We start from the raw sequence: 17400 nt of genomic DNA on the forward strand, positions 1-17400 counted from the left end.
AAGAGCCGTCTGGTGGGCGATGTCGCCTATGCGGAGGCGTCCGAAGTCGCACGAGCGATCACGCCGGTTCCAGGCGGCGTCGGGCCGATGACGATCGCCATGCTGATGGCCAATACCGTCATCGCCGCCCATCGTGCGGCAGGCAAAGTGCCGCCGCGATTCTAAGCATGTCGAGAAAAATTCGGAGCGGTCTTTCGTCCAAGGCCACCCGATGTGAGATCAATCGGCCGGCGCGACGCCGGTCGAGGCGCGCACGATCAACTCCGCTTTCCACAACTCTTGAGCTGGAAAAGTTTCCGTCTGCTTGATTTCGCCGATCAATCGCTCGGCGATGCGTACGCCTGCCGAGCGCAAGGATGAGCGCGTCGTCGTCAGCGGCACAGTGAAATTCTCCGGCTTGAGCAAGGTCAGCACGTCGTCGTGGGCAATCATCGAGATGTCTTCGCCAAGCTTGAGCTTTGCCTGGTTGATGGCGCGCACGGCGCCGAGCGCCAGCACCGTACTGGAGCAAAGCACCGCCGTCGGGCGCTTCTTCCTTTCCATCTGCAGAATACGCTCCGTTACCAGCAGGCCTTGCTCGTCGGTCATCGGAGTGTGGCTGACGCAATCCTCGTCCAGCGTGAGACCCCGTTCGGCAAGAGCGGCTTCGACGCCGTTTTTTCGGCGAATGGCAAAATCGAGGTAGATAGGGCCGTTGAGCAGCGCGAAGCGCTTGTGCCCGAGCTGCAGCAGCAATTTCGTCGCTTCATAGAAGGCGGCTTCGTTGTCTATGTCGAGGAAGGGATAATCCGGCTCCGAGCCGATGGAGCGCCCATGCACGAGGAAGGGCATGGAAAGCGTCTTCAGCATCTCCAGGCGCGGGTCGTGGCCGCGCATGTAGTTGACGAAGAGAGCATCGACATTGCCGCTTGCGGCCAGCCGCCTCAGGGCGCCGACTTCGTCGTTCGGGTCGGCCGGTGTCAGCACGAAATGAAAGTCGTGTTTCAGAGCTTCCTCGCCAAGGCCGGTCAGGAACTCGCTGAAATGCGCGTCCGAAGAATTGCCGGAAGAGGTCGGCATGACTAGCCCGATCGATCCGGCCTTGCCGGTGGCAAGCCTTTGCGCCGCCTTGTTGGGCCGATAGCCGGTTTCCCGAACCGCTTTGAGGACACGTTCGCGCGTTTCGCGATTGACCTCGGGGTATCCGTTCAAGGCCCGGCTGACTGTCGTCTGCGACAGCCCCAGCAGTTGCGATAGCTGTTTCAGATTCACGGATTTAGGCTCCTCCAACTCTTCAGTCGCTAAGATACAAACGCAACCTCCCGACGCGTCTATAGCTTCCAAAGCGCTTTCAATATGTAGCAGGCGGAGCGGATGAGACAAGATAATTAGCGAAGATATTGCCGCTTATTTTGTGCTGCAGTGCGAGATTTGCTTTGCATATTAGCGGAATCCTGAAAATCACTTGACTTTGTCGCGTCCTCAATGGATGACAGAAGGTAGCCAAAGCGCTTTGAGGAATGGAGCGTATCGCACGGAAACGTGTTTGGGCTCATAGATTTCGTTATTTGGGAGGACAACCACATGAAGAAATTGTTTTTGATGACCGTTGCCGCTGCCGCTCTCATGGCAGGGACGGCGATGGCGGCCGATCTGAAGTTCCAGCCCGGCCAGGATTCCAAATTCAACTGGAAGAGCTACGACGAATTCAAGGCTGCGCACGCCGACCTCAAGGGCGAGACGCTGACCATCTTCGGTCCCTGGCGTGGCGAGGACGAAGCGCTCTTCACCAGCGTCCTCAACTATTTCACCGAAGCGACCGGCGTGAACGCCAAGTACTCGTCTTCAGAAAACTATGAGCAGCAGATCGTCATCGACACGCAGGCCGGTTCGCCGCCGAACGTCGCTATCCTGCCGCAGCCGGGCCTGCTCGCAAACCTCGCCAGCAAGGGCTACCTCACTCCGCTCGGGGATGATCTCGCTGGCTGGGTCAAGACGAACTACGGTGCTGGCGACAGCTGGGTCGGCTATGGCACCTACAAGGGCAAGGACGGCAAGGATGCTTTCTATGCCTTCCCCTATAAGGCCGACCTGAAGTCGCTGGTCTGGTACGTTCCGGAAAACTTCGAGGAAGCCGGCTACAAAGTCCCGACGACCATGGAAGACCTGGTCAAGCTCTCCGACCAGATCGTTAAGGACGGCGGTACGCCCTGGTGCATCGGCCTCGGTTCGGGCGGCGCCACCGGCTGGCCGGCAACGGACTGGGTCGAGGATCTGATGCTGCGCCTGAACGCGCCGCAGGATTATGATCACTGGGTCGACAACACCCTGAAGTTCAACGACCCGAAGGTCGTCGCCGCCATCGAGGAATTCGGCAAGTTTGCGAAGAACCCGAAATACGTCGCCGGCGGTGTTGCGGCCGTTGCCTCGACGGACTTCCGCGACAGCCCGAAGGGCCTCTTCACGGTTCCGCCGAAGTGCTACCTGCACAAGCAGGCTTCCTTCATCCCGTCCTTCTTCCCGGAGGGCACGAAGCTCGGCCAGGATGCGGACTTCTTCTACTTCCCGCCGTTTGCCTCGCATCCGGAACTCGGCAAGCCGGTCGAAGGCGCAGGCACGCTGGCCGCCGTCACCAAGGACTCGAAGGCCGCGCGCGCCTTCATCCAGTTCCTGCATACGCCGATCGCCCAGGAAGTCTGGATGGCGCAGTCCGGCTTCCTGACGCCGTACAAGTCCGTTAACACGGCTGCCTACGCCAACGACACGCTGCGCAAGGAAGGCGAAATTCTCACCTCCGCCACTACCTTCCGCTTCGACGGTTCCGACCTGATGCCGGGCAAGATCGGCGCAGGCTCGTTCTGGACCGGCATGGTGGACTTCGTCGGCGGCAAGTCCGCACAGGATGTTGCCGACGGCATCCAGAAATCCTGGGACGCCATCAAGTAAGACATCACTGCCCAACCGCCGCCGGCAACGTGCCGGCGGCGGCGCTAAGCATTCAAACGGCGCGTCTTCTGAGCGCGGCCGATGCCGGAGTGACGGCCTCAAGCAGGTAAATTCGGGGAGGGAATGAATGTTTTCGCAGATCCTATCGGCGATTGGCGCCATGATATTCGGTGTCGCCGCCTGCGCCGCATACTTCTGGTTCTCCAACAAATTCTTGGACCTGATCTTTCCCGCAAAGGAGGGAGCCGATGTCCATCAGGCCGCCGTCAATCTCCGCCGCCGAGGCCTCATCCGCCCCTGGCTGTTCCTGGGGCCGGCGCTGTTTTTGCTCATCGTCTATCTCGTCTACCCGGTGGTGGCGACGTTCATTCTGTCCTTTTACGGGCCTGATGGTAACAAGTTCGTCGGTGGCGCCAATTATGTCTGGGCGCTGAACGATACCGAGTTCCGCCAGTCGATCTTCAACAACATCCTCTGGCTCGCCGTCGTACCGGCGGCCTGTACCTTCTTCGGCCTCGTCATTGCCGTCATGACCGACCGCATCTGGTGGGGCAACATCGCCAAGGCCGTCATCTTCATGCCGATGGCGATTTCCTTCGTCGGCGCCTCGGTCATCTGGAAGTTCATCTATGAATATCGCGGCGGTACCGACACCCAGATCGGCCTCTTGAATGCCGTCGTTCAGCTTTTCGGCGGCACGCCGGAGGTCTGGATCACCATTCCCTTCTGGAACAATTTCTTCCTGATGGTCATGCTGATCTGGATACAGACCGGCTTTGCCATGGTCATTCTCTCGGCAGCGCTGCGTGGCATCCCGGAAGAAACCATCGAAGCCGCCGTCATCGATGGCGCCAATGGCTGGCAGATTTTCTGGAAGATCATGGTGCCGCAGGTCTGGGGCACGATCGCCACCGTCTGGACCACGATCACCATCCTCGTCCTCAAGGTCTTCGACATCGTGCTCACCATGACCAATGGCCAATGGAACACGATGGTGCTCGCCAACCTGATGTTCAACTGGATGTTCCGTGGTGGCGGCGACAGCGGCCGTAGCGCCGTCATCGCGCTCGTCATCATGGCGGCGGTGACGCCGATCATGATCTGGAACATTCGTCGTGCAAACGCAGAAATGAAGGGGCGCTGACATGCTTGGAAATCTCGGTCGCATCGGTCCTGCCCGCATCTTCGTTCATGCGGCGGTGCTGCTCATCGTTCTCCTCTGGCTCCTGCCGACGCTCGGCATCTTCGTCACCGCCCTGCGTGACAAGGATCAGATCGTCGTCTCCGGCTGGTGGACGGCCTTTGCCGGTTCCTCGCGGACGACGGCCGCACGTCTCGATGGTCCGGATAAGGCCAAGCCGGACGGCGCAAACTTCGTGATTTCGGGAACGCTCGCCGTCGAAGGCGGCGGCCAGATCCAGTCCTTCGGCCTGCGTGTGCAGGAGCCGGCTGCCTACAAGGCCGGGGCACCCGCCGAACTGGAGAAAGGCGAAACCCTTACGATCAATTCCGATGGCAGCTATCGCTACCAGAAGAACGGCGCATTCGAATCGGATGCGCGTTCCAAGCGCGTCTACCTCACCGTCGCCACGCCGCCGCAGTTCACCTTTGACAACTATCGCACCGTGCTGCGCGGCGAAGGCATCGGCCAGTCCTTCATCAATTCGTTGACGGTGACGATCCCGGCAACGGTCATACCGATCCTGATCGCCGCCTTTGCAGCCTACGCGCTGGCATGGATGGAATTTCCCGGCCGCACGATCCTGATCGCGCTCGTCGTCGGCCTGATCGTCGTGCCGCTGCAGATGTCGCTGATCCCGCTTCTGCGCATCTACAACGAGATCGGCCAGATCTTCGGCGTGCCTTCGAAGACCTATCCCGGCATCTGGCTGGCGCACACCGCTTTCGGTCTGCCGCTCGCCATCTATCTCTTGCGCAACTACATTGCCGGCCTGCCCAAGGAGATCATCGAATCCGCCCGCGTCGACGGCGCCAGCGATTTCGACATCTTCGTTAAGATCATCCTGCCGCTGTCCTTCCCGGCGCTTGCCTCCTTTGCGATCTTCCAGTTCCTCTGGGTATGGAACGACCTCCTGATCGCGATGGTGTTCCTCGGCACCGACAAGGATCATCTGGTCCTGACGGCGGCCCTGAATGCGCTGCTCGGCTCACGCGGCGGCAACTGGGAAATCCTGACGGCATCGGCCTTTGTTACAATCCTTATTCCACTCCTCGTCTTCTTCGGTCTGCAGCGCTATCTGGTACGCGGTCTGCTCGCTGGGTCGGTGAAGGGGGGCTGATCCAAAAACATCTACTGACACAGGACCCATTCAGCATGAGCATTGCTCCTCAATCGACCTTAGAAGTTGACAAGGACTGGTGGCGCGGCGCGGTGATCTACCAGATCTATCCGCGCTCCTATCAGGATTCCAACGGCGACGGCATCGGCGACCTCAAGGGCATCGCGGTCCGTCTGCCGCATGTCGCAGCGCTCGGCGTCGATGCGATCTGGATTTCGCCTTTTTTCACCTCGCCGATGCGCGATTTCGGCTACGATGTCTCGAACTATGAGGATGTCGATCCGATCTTCGGCTCGCTAGCCGATTTCGACGCGATGATGACGGAAGCCCATCGCCTCGGCATTAAGGTGATGATCGACCTCGTGCTGTCGCACAGCTCCGACCGGCACCCCTGGTTTGTCGAAAGCCGGTCGAGCAAGAACAATCCCAAGGCTGACTGGTATGTCTGGGCCGATGCCAAGCCGGATGGCTCTCCGCCCAACAACTGGCTGTCGATCTTCGGCGGCTCGGCCTGGGCCTGGGATCCGACGCGCATGCAATATTACATGCACAACTTCCTGACCTCGCAGCCGGATCTGAACCTGCACAATCCGGAAGTGCAGAACCGCCTGCTCGATGTCGTGCGCTTCTGGCTCGACCGCGGCGTTGACGGTTTCCGCCTCGATACCATCAATTTCTATTTCCACGACAAGGAACTGCGCGACAATCCGGCGCTTGAGCCCTCCCGCCGCAACGCTTCCACCGCGCCGGCGGTCAACCCCTATAACTTCCAGGAACACCTCTACGACAAGAACCGCCCTGAGAACCTGGAGTTCCTCAAGCGCTTCCGCGCCGTGCTCGACGAATATCCGGCCATTGCCGCCGTCGGCGAAGTCGGCGACAGCCAGCGCGGCCTCGAGATCGTCGGCGAATACACCTCCGGCGGCGACAAGATGCATATGTGCTACGCCTTCGAATTCCTCGCGCCGGATGCTCTGTCGCCGGAGCGTGTCGAAGAGGTGATGAATGATTTCGACGGCGCCGCCCCGGAAGGCTGGGCCTGCTGGGCCTTCTCTAACCACGACGTGGTGCGCCATGTCAGCCGCTGGGGCAATCTGGTCGCCGACCGCGATGCTTTCGCCAAGCTCTATGCTGCGCTCTTGCTGACCTTGCGCGGCTCCGTCTGCATCTATCAGGGCGAGGAACTGGCGCTCACCGAGGCCGATCTTGCCTATCAGGATCTACAGGACCCTTACGGCATCCAGTTCTGGCCAGAGTTCAAGGGGCGCGATGGCTGCCGCACGCCGATGGTCTGGGACAGCCAAGTCGCGCAGGGCGGCTTCTCCACGGTAAAGCCCTGGCTGCCGGTGCCGGTGGAGCACATTCTGCGCGCCGTCAGTGTCCAGCAGGGCGATGAGAATTCGGTGCTTGAGCAGTATCGCCGCTTCCTCACCTTCCGCAAGCAGCACCCGGCCTTCGCCAAGGGCAATATCGCCTTCTCGCAACCGCAGGGCGATGTGCTGCTTTACACCCGCACTCATGCGGGCGAGACCATTCTCTGTGTTCTCAACATGAGCCCTGTGGAATCCATGGCAACCTTACCCGAAGGCAATTGGCAGGCATTGACGGGGCACGGTTTTACCAGCAACAACTACGGCAACAAAATCGACATTCCGGCCTGGGGCGCTTATTTCGCGCGTCTTGGCTGAGCCTTTGGGAGGAGGAGCTTAGATGACGGGACTTGTTCTGAAGGACATCAGAAAATCCTACGGCAATGTGCATGTGCTGCACGGCATCGATCTGGAGATCAACGAGGGCGAGTTCATCGTCTTCGTCGGCCCCTCGGGTTGCGGCAAATCCACCTTGCTTCGGATGATTGCCGGGCTGGAGAGCATCACCGCCGGTGATATGATGATTGCCGGTCAGAAGGTAAACGAGGTCCCGCCCTCCAGGCGCGGTATCGCCATGGTGTTTCAGTCCTATGCGCTCTATCCGCATATGACTGTCTATGACAACATGGCCTTCGGCATGCGCATCGCCGGCGAAAGCAAGCAGGAAATCGACCGTCGCGTGCGCGCAGCGGCGGCCAGCCTGCAGCTCACCCAATATCTGGAGCGCCTGCCCAAGGCTCTGTCGGGCGGTCAGCGCCAGCGCGTCGCCATCGGTCGCGCCATCTGCCGCAACCCGAAAGTCTTCCTGTTCGACGAGCCGCTGTCGAACCTCGATGCCGCGCTGCGCGTCGCAACCCGCATCGAAATCGCCAAGCTCAGCGATTCGATGCCCGAAACGACGATGATCTACGTGACCCACGACCAGGTAGAAGCCATGACGCTTGCCGACCGCATCGTGGTTCTGTCGGCAGGTCGCGTCGAGCAGGTGGGTGCGCCGCTCGAACTCTATGAGCGTCCAGCAAACCTCTTCGTGGCAAAATTCATCGGTTCGCCGGCCATGAACATCATTCCCGCAACGGTGACCGAAACCGGCGCGACGACGACTGTGACGCTGACGGGCGGCAAGTCGGTGACGCTTGATACGCCGACCCCTGCTTCCGAAAAGGGCAAGCGGGCAAGCTTCGGCGTGCGTCCGGAAGATCTGCGCCTTGCGACCGGCGACGACTATCTCTTCGAAGGCGAGGTCTCGATCGTCGAAGCACTCGGCGAAGTCACGCAGCTCTATATAGAAGGCCTGGTCGATGGCGAACCGATCATCGTCAAGATCCCCGGCATCGCCGATATCCATCGCGGCCAGAAGATGCGTTTTGCCGCCGACCGCCAGAAGCTGCATCTCTTTGATGCCAGCGGCCATTCTTATCGGAAGTAGTCGCTCACAGAACGTCGCCGGCTCAAGCCAAGATGAACAACAAAATTCACCTTGGGCCGGCGCGTCCAAACCTTCTGTTAAAGACCCGCTGCTAGTCTTGCCTTCATAATATACCCCAGGGGTCTACCAAGATGGCCGCGTTCGGCAGAGCTAATTCAGGTCAGCATTTCCTCAACAAGGAAGAATCTTTCATGTATGACCGCGAAGTGCGGTTCCGTATGGAAGATACGATGAACGCGGCACGGCTCGAATACACCGAAAAAGGTGTGATGAACCTCGCCTCCCGCCGCTGCGATATTATCCGCATTTCGCAGAGCAGCGCGATCCTTGCGATCCTCACCCAGTATAATTTGCCCAAGCAATTCTATCTGGATATCCCAGACGCCCGCATCACCAAGGTGGGCTGCGTGCTGATGAAGGTCTTCCCCAACAACACGGTGGAAGTCCGCTTCCTGCGTCTGCTGACGGACAAGGAGATGAACAAGATCTTCGTCTACAGCACCCATCCGGCCCATAAGAACCGCGTGCTGGATATTCGCGGCTGACGCCACGGACATTGCGAAAATCACGCCGCTGCCTTCGGCTGAAATGCCGAGGGCTGTTGGCAATCATGCACGCGGCAACCGTCAAGTTTAGAGTATGATCCGCAACAACGGTGACCGTTTCCTGCGGATCATGCTTATCCCGGTTCGCAAAGGAACCCACCCTCCGGCCAGAGGGCTGGTTGCTACAGTGTCACCCGGCGGCTAACGCGTCGAGAACCGCCTGCTTCAGCTTCGCATCGGCCACCTCCGAGAACATCAGATCTTCGCGCCCGAAATAGCTCTTCTGGTTGATGGCCGACCAGTCGTTGCAGACCAGCGTGTAACGCTCCTTCTTGGGCTGATTGAGCGGTGCGGCGTGGAGATAATCGCCTGTGCGCGTTGCAAGCGGTATGTCGCCGTCCTGATTGCAGCGGGCAAGGATGGCCGCGAGCACGGCGGCGTCGACTTCGGTCCGCATCAGCTTGCCGTCGAAGCGCACCGAGGCATTGAAGCTGTAGCGGTTAACTTCGCCCTGAGGCAGACCCGCACCGAAAGAGGTGTGGCCGACGAAGCCGATATCCGCCTTTGTCCTTTTCGCCAACACGTCCGCAACGAACCGGCCAACCTCGTCCACTGTCATGGTCTTGTCGCTCTTGCCGACGGTTGCGCGATCCTCATCGGTGAGATGACGGGCCAGCACGGCCGGGATGAGATCCTTGAGTGCGGCGGAGGGAGCGCCGGCCGCGTCGATTGCGACGCGTTGGAGAGCCGCTGCCGCGCTGGGCGCGGTAATGGTCGCGACCGTGATCGCCGTCGACCAGGAACCCGTGTGAACATAGCGCGTGGCACCCTGTTCGTGGGTGAGGTTCAGGTGGTCGTGGCCGCCGATGATGAGCGTACCGTCGGGAAGGATCGGCAGGATGTCGCGATCCGCCACGACACCGGCGTGGCTAAGCACGATGTTGATGCCACCGCTCTTGAGAATCCCGGGAAGGTTCTTCTTGGCCCATTCCACCGGCTGCGGAATGTCGAGCATGTCGCGCGTGGCTTTGGGATAGGTCTTGATTGCGTCGGTCGCAAATCCGGCGATGGTGACCGACCGGCCATCGAGCGTCAGCTGGGTCGAAGACTGCGTGTAGGGCGCGTCAGTGCGCTTGTCGATGATATTGCTGAGAACGGTAACGCCGAGCCCGCGGGCGCGGCTTACGAAATTAACGAGGTCGTTGTCGAGATCGGGCTCATGATTGCCGATGTTGACGACGGTCGGCGCCACCTTCGCAAGGGCTGCAAGGAACGCCCAGTCGATCTCGCCAGCCGAACGTGTTGCCACGACATTGCCGGACTCGAAGAGATCGCCGTTCAGCACGACAAGATGCGGCCCCTCATTGCTTGCGACCTGCTTTTCGATGGTCGCCAGCAACTGGCCCATGCGCTCGTAAGCGGAATGCAGGTCCGACAGGATGACGACACGCAGAGGCTTTTGTGCAGCTTCGGCAGGCATGGCCGAAATGAGCACAGGCAGGACGGCCGTGCCGGCGAGGAGTTTCAGCGCCTGGCGGCGTCCGAGCAATGACTTCAACATGAATTTCTACCCTTGGGAATTGGCGTGCAATACCCAAGGGATTAGTCAATTCACTTGTCAGTCCTATGACGCAGGCAGCTGTAAGTTGCCCTTAAATCAATACGCTAGCACCCTGGTCTGCCGGGCCTGCGGCACGGCGGAAGGGAGCGAAAAGCTCGCGGCCCATGCCGAACTCGTTCCCCGAGAGATCGGCGACGACAGGTTCTCGCTCGACCATCTCGGCAGCGTCGACAAGCACTTCCAGAGTGCCGGCGATCGCGTCGATGCGGATGATGTCACCCTCGCGAATACGAGCGATCGGGCCGCCATCGACGGCTTCCGGCGTCACGTGGATCGCGGCAGGAACCTTGCCCGACGCGCCCGACATGCGGCCGTCGGTCAAGAGCGCCACGCGGAAGCCACGATCCTGCAGCACGCCGAGCGCAGGCGTCAGCTTGTGCAGTTCCGGCATGCCGTTGGCCTTCGGCCCCTGGAAGCGGACGACAGCAACGAAATCGCGGTTCAGCTTGCCATCCTTGAAGGCTTGCTGCATTTCCAGCTGGTCGTGGAAGATCACGGCCGGCGCCTCGACGATATGGCGTTCCGGCTTGACGGCGGAAATCTTGATGACCGCCTTGCCGATATTGCCGCGCAGCATCTTCAGGCCGCCATTGCTCTGGAATGGCGAGTCGATGCTTGCCAGCACCTTCGGGTCGTGGCTCTTGTCCGGTGCCGGTTCGCGGGCAACATTGCCGTCGGCGCCGAGCTTGACGTCGATGGAGTAGTTGCCGAGGCCGTGGCCGTAAACGGTGCGCACATCCTCGTGCAGCAGCCCCTTCTTCAGGAGCTCTTTGATCAGGAAGCCCATGCCGCCGGCAGCATGGAAATGGTTCACGTCGGCAAGCCCGTTCGGATAGACGCGGGCCAGCAACGGAATGATATCGGACAGCTCGGAAATATCCTGCCAGGTGAGCACGATGCCGGCCGCGCGCGCCATGGCGACGATATGCATCGTGTGATTCGTCGAGCCGCCGGTGGCATGGAGGCCGACGACGCCGTTGACGATCGAACGCTCGTCGATCATCTCGCCGGCTGGCGTGAATTCATTACCCATCGCGGTGATGGCGAGCGCGCGCTTGGTCGCCTCGCGCGTCAGAGCCTCGCGCAGCGGTGTGCCGGGATTGACGAAGGAGGCGCCTGGCATGTGGAAGCCCATGATTTCCATCAGCATCTGATTGGAATTGGCCGTGCCGTAGAAGGTGCAGGTGCCGGGGCCGTGATAGGATTTGGATTCCGCCTCGAGCAGTTCGGCACGCCCGACCTTGCCCTCGGCATAGAGCTGGCGCACGCGCGACTTCTCGTCGTTCGGCAAGCCCGAGGTCATCGGTCCGGCCGGAATGAAGACGGCGGGCAGATGGCCGAAGGAGAGGGCGGCGATGACGAGGCCGGGAACGATCTTGTCGCAGACGCCGAGGAAGACGGCCGCATCGAACATGTTGTGCGACAGGCCGATACCGGCGGACATGGCGATCAGGTCGCGCGAGAAGAGCGAGAGCTCCATGCCGGGCTGGCCCTGCGTGACGCCGTCACACATGGCCGGCACGCCGCCGGCTACCTGCGCGATGCCGCCGGCCTCGGCCGCCGCCTGGCGGATGATGGCCGGGTAGGTCTCGAAAGGCTGATGCGCCGAGAGCATGTCGTTATAGGATGTGATGATCCCGAGATTGGGCACCTGGTCTCCTGCCAGTGCGTCCTTCTCGGAGGGGGAACAGATGGCGAAGCCATGTGCGAGGTTGGCGCAGCCGAGCACGGAGCGTTGTGCTCCCCTGGTTGCGGCATTGCGCAGGCGGTCCAGATAGCGTTCGCGCGTCGGCTTCGAGCGCTCGACGATCCGTGCGGTAATCTTGGAAATGCGGGCGTCAGCGGCCATGGTCGATCTGCCTCCGTCTGTTCTGCGCAAAGCCCGAAGATCTGGTTTGGTAACGGGCGCGGCGCGAGGTCCAAAAGTCAATGCTTTGCCGCTGCGCCCGCAAGGGCACATGGCGCAGCACATGTTGCTGTGTCATTCAGGGTTCGATGACGCGGCCTGCCGGCTGCGTCAGGGAGCCCAATAAATCTCGACCGGAGAGGCGGCCCGACGCAGCATGGCGCGGATCGGCATCTCGGTTTCTTCGCCCGACGCTTCGGCCTTGGCCAAAACGTCCTTCTTGCCTTCTCCCTCGATATGGAGCACCAGCAATCTGGCATCCTGAAGGCTGGAGAAGGTGAACGTCAGACGCGGCTCGCCCGCACCTTCCGCTTCCATCGTGATGATGCCGCGCGGGGTGTTCGGATCGAGTGCGGTCTGGAGATTGCTGCCGCCCGGAAAGAACGATGCCGTGTGGCCGTCGTTGCCCATGCCGAGGATGGCGACATCGAATGGATGGCCGACCGCCCTGGTCTTTTCCGTGGCGATGACGGCGGCTTCCTCGACGGAAGCCGCAGCCTGATAAAGTGGGAGGAACGTGGCGGCGGCCGCCTTGTCCTTCAGCAGGTTTTCCTGAACGAGCAGATGGTTCGAGCGCGGATTGTCCGCCGGTACGAACCGTTCGTCGACGAGGGTGATCGTCACCTTGCCCCAGTCGAGCGAGCGCGATGACAGCGCCTGGAAGAAGGCCTTCGGCGTCGAACCGCCGGAGACCGCGATGCTTGCGGAACCGCGCGCGGCGACAGCAGCCGAGAGGGTCTCGGCCACCTTGTCCGCGAGCTTGCCGGCGAGTTCGGCACCATTGGCGAAAGCATGCATATTCGCTGTCATCGTTATCGTCCCGGATTAGATATCGTCATGCCAGGTGCGGCCATCACGCTCGATGAGCGCGATAGCCTGGCTCGGACCCCACGTGCCGGCGGTGTAACCTTGCACCTGCTGTCCGGTTGCTTCCCAACCTTTGAGGATCGGGTCGACCCATTCCCATGCCGCTTCCACTTCGTCGCGACGCATGAACAGCGTCTGGTTGGAGCGAACGACGTCCATCAGCAGGCGCTCGTAAGCATCCGGATTGCGGACGTTGAAGGCAGACGCGAAGCTCATGTCGAGCGAGACGTTGCGCAGGCGCATGCCGCCCGGACCAGGGTCCTTGATCATCAGCGACTGCTTGACGCCTTCATCCGGCTGCAGGCGAATGATCAGCTGGTTGGCGACGATGCGGCCGGCGGCCTGATCGAAGATATTGTGCGGGATCGGCTTGAAGGTGATGACGATCTCCGACACGCGGCCGGCAAGACGCTTGCCGGTGCGGATGTAGAAGGGAACGCCGGCCCAACGCCAGTTGCCGATCTCGGCCTTGATGGCGACGAAGGTCTCGGTGTTGGAGACGCCGCCCTCAAGTTCATCAAGGTAGCCCTTGACCGGGCCGCCCGCGGAAGCACCGGCGCGGTACTGGCCGCGAACGGTCGCCTGCTCGACGTTGGAAGCGTCGATCGGCTTCAGCGCGCGCAGAACCTTGAGCTTCTCGTCGCGAACGGCTTCCGAATCCATGGATGAAGGGATTTCCATCGCGGTCAAGCAGAGCAGCTGCAGGATATGGTTCTGCACCATGTCGCGCAGGGCGCCCGCAGTGTCGTAGTAGCCGGCGCGGCCTTCGAGGCCGACCGATTCAGCCACCGTGATCTGCACGTGGTCGATGTGGTTGGCATTCCACAGCGGCTCATAGAGGGCGTTGGCAAAGCGCAGCGCCATCAAGTTCTGCACGGTTTCCTTGCCGAGATAATGGTCGATACGGAAGATCTGCTCTTCCTTGAAGACCTTGCCGATGGTGTCGTTGAGCTGCAGAGCCGATGCGAGGTCGCGGCCGATCGGCTTTTCGACGACGATGCGGGTCTGCTTGGTGATCAGCTTGTGTTCGTGGATCTTTTGCGAGATGTCGCCGAAGATGCCAGGCGCGACGGCGAGGTAGAAGGCGCGTACGCGCTCCTTGCCTTCGTCCAGAAGCTTCTTGAGCTGATCCCAGCCGGCATCGCTGCGTGCATCGACCGGGACGTAGAACAGGCGGTCGAGGAACTTCTTGACCTCGGCCTCGTCATACTCGCCCTTCTTCAGGTGTTCCTTGAGGGCGGCGTCGGCGAACTTGCGGTATTCTTCATTGGAAAGAGCGCTGCGCGAAGCACCGATGATGCGCGTCGGCTCGGAAAACTGACCTTCGACCTGACGATGGTAAAGAGCGGGCAGGAGCTTGCGTTCGGCAAGGTCGCCGCTGCCGCCGAAAACGACATAATCAAATGGTTCAACGGGAATGATCTGGCTGCTCATGAGGTATCTCTCAATCGGTCTTGGTTAAGGCCCCTTTTAATCTAATCGATTTAAAAAGGCCAGTGTGCATTGCAAAATTCAGACTCGGCTTTTTGGCGCGGGTCGCCGACGGAAGAATTCATCTTCCGGTTTCTAAAACCTGTCGCGCAGTGCAAACCACGAGAGCGCCAGGAACAGCAGAGGTGCCCGCATGCGCGCTCCGCCGGGGAACGCAGGGATGTTCAGCTCCTTGAAGAGATGAAGTTCGTCCGCGTTCCCGAGAACCGTTTTCGCATAGAGTTTACCGCAATAATTTGACAGCATGACCCCATGGCCGGAATAGCCGCCGATGGAGGTGACACCCGGCATGACCTCGCGCACGAAGGGTTGACGTGGCATGGTGATGCCGACCGAGCCGCCCCAGGCATAGTCGATCTTGATATCCTCAAGAGCCGGATAGATCTCGGCGATCTGCCGGCGAATATGCTGCGTTATGTCGCGCGGATTGTCAGACGTATAGGCCTCGCGCCCGCCGAACAGCAGGCGGCCATCCTTCGATTTACGGAAATAACGCACCACGAACCGCGAATCGGCCACGGCTTCGTTGCCGGGAAGAACCTGCGGAAAGCGGTCGAGCGGCTCGGTGGCGCCGATGAAGGAACGGATTGGCATGACATGGCTTGCCGTCACCGGCTCAAGATTGCCGATATAGCCATTGCAGGCGATCAACACCCGGTCGGCGGTGATCTCGCCGCCATCCGTTTCGATGATCGTCTTGCCGCCCGATTGCCGGAAGCCCTTTGCCTTGGTCATTTCGAAAAGGGATGTTCCCGCTTCGGCGGCGACGCGAGCAAGGCCGATCAGCAGCTTTAGCGGATGGATGTGGCCGGTGCCCATATCCCTGACGCCGTAGAGGTAGAAGCTCGAACCAAGCCGCTCATGGGTCTCGGCTTCGTCCATGAACTTCATATGCGGATAACCGTAGCGGGTGGCGGCGATCTCGGCATTTTCCATGTAGTCGCGCTTGTAGCTGCGCTTGTGCGTGACATTCATCTGGCCGGGCAGGAAGTCGATGTCGATGCCGTGATCCGAGGCGAAGTCGAGCAGGAAGTGCTTAGCATCCTCGGCCAGATCGAAAAGAGCCTTCGACCGATCGTAGCCGATCTTCTCTTCCATCTCCTCCGGCCACCAACGCTGGCCGGTGCCGAGCTGTCCTCCATTGCGGCCGGAGGCGCCGTCGCCGAAGCGGTTGGCGTCGATCAGCACGACCTCGGCACCGCCCTTGGCAAGACTATAGGCGGCCTGAAGGCCGGTATAGCCGCCGCCGACGATTGCAACGTCAGCCTTGCGCGAGCCGTCGAGCTTCGGATAGCTCGGGCGCGGGCCGACGGTCGCCTGGTAGAATGAAAGGCCCGGTGCGATCGGGCTCTGCCATGTTTCCTGCAATGTCATCGGCGACCTCCTTCACACGTTGAGCAGAAGGAATTCCCGCTCCCACGGGCTGATCACCTGCATGAAGGTTTCGAATTCGCCGCGTTTGACACCGGCATAGATGTCGATGAAGTCTTTGCCGAGAACCTCTTCGAAAGCCGGCTCGTCTTCGAGAAGGGCGATCGCTTCCAGCAGGCCGCGCGGCAGGTCGATCGAGCCCTCATTGGCGGAATCTTCCGTCGGCGCGGTTGGTTGGACTTGTTTCATGATGCCGAGCAGTCCGGAGGCAAGCGAGGCTGCCAGCGCCAGATAGGGATTGGCGTCGGAGCTGGGCAGCCGGTTCTCGACGCGCCGCGCCTGCGGATCGGACACGGGTACGCGGAAGGCCGTCGTGCGGTTGTCGTAGCCCCAGGCGTTGTTGACCGGGCAGGACATGTTCGGCGCCAGCCGGCGATAGGAGTTTACGTAAGGCGCCAGCATGGCGAGCGCATTCGGGACATAACGCTGCATGCCGCCAATGAAATAGAAGAACTCCTGCGAAGGGCTGCCGTCCGGATTGGTGAAGACGTTTTTGCCCGTTTCGATGTTCACCACCGATTGATGGATGTGCATCGCCGAGCCCGCCTGGCTCTGCATCGGCTTGGCCATGAAGGTTGCATAGATGCCGTGCTTCAGCGCGGCCTCGCGAATGGTGCGCTTGAACATGAACACCTGGTCGGCCAGCTCGATCGGATCGCCATGGCGCAGGTTGATTTCAAGCTGCGCCGGACCCTCTTCATGGATCAGCGTGTCGATCTCAAGCCCCTGCTTCTCTGAGAAATGGTAGATATCGTCGATCAACTCGTCGAACTCGTTGATGCCGGCGATCGAATATCCTTGCCCGCCGAGGATCGAGCGGCCGGAACGGCCTTTCGGCGGGTGCAGCGGATAGTCCGGGTCGTCATTCTTGGCGACCAGATAGAATTCGATCTCGGGGGCGACCACCGGCTTCCAGCCGCGATCGCGATAGAGCCCCATGATCTTCTTCAAGAGGTTGCGCGGCGTGTAGGACACCGCATGTCCTTCGGAGTTGACGATATCGCAGATCACCTGCGCCGTGGGATCGGTTTCCCAAGGCACGACGGAAAGCGTCGAAAGATCCGGCACGAGCTTGAGGTCGCTGTCGCGCGGTTCGTAGCGGAAGCTCTCGGTCTCCTCCGGATATTCGCCTGAGATCGTATGGCGATAGATCGCCGAAGGCAGCGCCAGCGATGTATTCGAGGTGAATTTCGAGGTCGGCATCATCTTGCCGCGCGGTACGCCGGCAAGGTCAGGCGTGATGCATTCTATGTCTTCGATCCCGCGCGCCCGCAGCCATTGGGCTGCTTCCTTCCAGTTTGCCACGCCGCGTGCCGATCGCAGGCTGGGAGGCACCGTAGGGATTTTCGAGGCAGGCACTGAAGCTTTCAGCGGGGTCTTTCTCGCGGGCATAAAACACCGTATTTGGGTTGATCGGTGATTGCATCATAACCGCAGTTTGCCAATTGGCGAGGGGGAAAACCGCTCGGACTTTCGCCGTATGATGGAAGAATGACAAGGGAGTGCGGCGAAGAT

13 protein-coding genes and 1 pseudogene are annotated in these 17400 nt (G+C 60.7%); 7 read left to right on the plus strand and 7 right to left on the minus strand.

All coding sequences use genetic code 11. The annotated features are described in order from the left end of the window. Positions 1-165, plus strand: a pseudogene (locus GGD46_RS00005) (bifunctional methylenetetrahydrofolate dehydrogenase/methenyltetrahydrofolate cyclohydrolase); the annotation flags it as partial. 54 nt (positions 166-219) lie between these two features. Here the strand turns inward: GGD46_RS00005 and GGD46_RS00010 are convergent. Then, positions 220-1251 carry a substrate-binding domain-containing protein gene (locus tag GGD46_RS00010; RefSeq protein WP_184700574.1) on the minus strand — a complete coding sequence of 344 codons (1032 nt, stop codon included), beginning with the start codon at positions 1249-1251 and terminating at the stop codon, positions 220-222. A gap of 312 nt (positions 1252-1563) precedes the next feature. On the opposite strand from GGD46_RS00010, the gene GGD46_RS00015 reads away from it, so the two are divergent. From GGD46_RS00015 to GGD46_RS00040, 6 genes are all read left to right on the plus strand, one after another. Further along, positions 1564-2925, plus strand: coding sequence for an ABC transporter substrate-binding protein (locus tag GGD46_RS00015; RefSeq protein ID WP_184700576.1), 1362 nt, complete (start codon positions 1564-1566; stop codon positions 2923-2925). Positions 2926-3052: 127 nt separating this feature from the next. Beyond that, on the plus strand, positions 3053-4069 hold the full coding sequence (locus GGD46_RS00020; protein WP_184700578.1) for a carbohydrate ABC transporter permease: 1017 nt from the start codon (positions 3053-3055) through the stop codon (positions 4067-4069). 1 nt (position 4070) lies between these two features. Next, positions 4071-5225, plus strand: coding sequence for a carbohydrate ABC transporter permease (locus tag GGD46_RS00025; protein WP_184700580.1), 1155 nt, complete (start codon positions 4071-4073; stop codon positions 5223-5225). A gap of 35 nt (positions 5226-5260) precedes the next feature. Then, positions 5261-6913: an alpha-glucosidase gene (locus GGD46_RS00030; protein WP_184700582.1), complete on the plus strand. Its 1653-nt coding sequence runs from the start codon at positions 5261-5263 to the stop codon at positions 6911-6913. A gap of 22 nt (positions 6914-6935) precedes the next feature. Beyond that, positions 6936-8024, plus strand: coding sequence for an ABC transporter ATP-binding protein (locus tag GGD46_RS00035; RefSeq protein WP_184700584.1), 1089 nt, complete (start codon positions 6936-6938; stop codon positions 8022-8024). Positions 8025-8215: 191 nt separating this feature from the next. After that, positions 8216-8569: a hypothetical protein gene (locus GGD46_RS00040; RefSeq protein ID WP_246806173.1), complete on the plus strand. Its 354-nt coding sequence runs from the start codon at positions 8216-8218 to the stop codon at positions 8567-8569. A 190-nt stretch (positions 8570-8759) separates the two neighbouring features. Here the strand turns inward: GGD46_RS00040 and GGD46_RS00045 are convergent, their stop codons facing one another. The 6 genes from GGD46_RS00045 to GGD46_RS00070 form a co-directional block, all read right to left on the minus strand. Further along, on the minus strand, positions 8760-10130 hold the full coding sequence (locus GGD46_RS00045) for a metallophosphoesterase (RefSeq protein ID WP_184700588.1): 1371 nt from the start codon (positions 10128-10130) through the stop codon (positions 8760-8762). 91 nt (positions 10131-10221) lie between these two features. Beyond that, entirely contained in the window at positions 10222-12039 is a 1818-nt protein-coding gene (gene edd, locus GGD46_RS00050) for a phosphogluconate dehydratase (RefSeq protein WP_184700590.1), read from the minus strand. A 168-nt stretch (positions 12040-12207) separates the two neighbouring features. Further along, the gene (gene pgl / locus GGD46_RS00055; protein ID WP_184700592.1) at positions 12208-12906 is read right to left on the minus strand and encodes a 6-phosphogluconolactonase; all 699 of its coding nucleotides are present in this window, start codon (positions 12904-12906) and stop codon (positions 12208-12210) included. Positions 12907-12921: 15 nt separating this feature from the next. After that, a complete protein-coding gene (gene zwf / locus GGD46_RS00060) occupies positions 12922-14397 on the minus strand; it encodes a glucose-6-phosphate dehydrogenase (RefSeq protein WP_184700594.1) in 1476 nt (491 codons plus the stop codon). Between the two features lie 132 nt (positions 14398-14529). Then, positions 14530-15828, minus strand: a complete 1299-nt coding sequence (locus GGD46_RS00065) for an FAD-binding oxidoreductase (protein ID WP_184700596.1) — start codon at positions 15826-15828, stop codon at positions 14530-14532. 12 nt (positions 15829-15840) lie between these two features. Beyond that, positions 15841-17277, minus strand: coding sequence for a glutamine synthetase family protein (locus GGD46_RS00070; protein ID WP_184700598.1), 1437 nt, complete (start codon positions 17275-17277; stop codon positions 15841-15843). Between the last annotated feature and the right edge of the window lie 123 nt (positions 17278-17400).

The organism is Martinezella lusitana (assembly GCF_014207095.1).
Taxonomy (GTDB): domain Bacteria; phylum Pseudomonadota; class Alphaproteobacteria; order Rhizobiales; family Rhizobiaceae; genus Rhizobium; species Rhizobium lusitanum_B.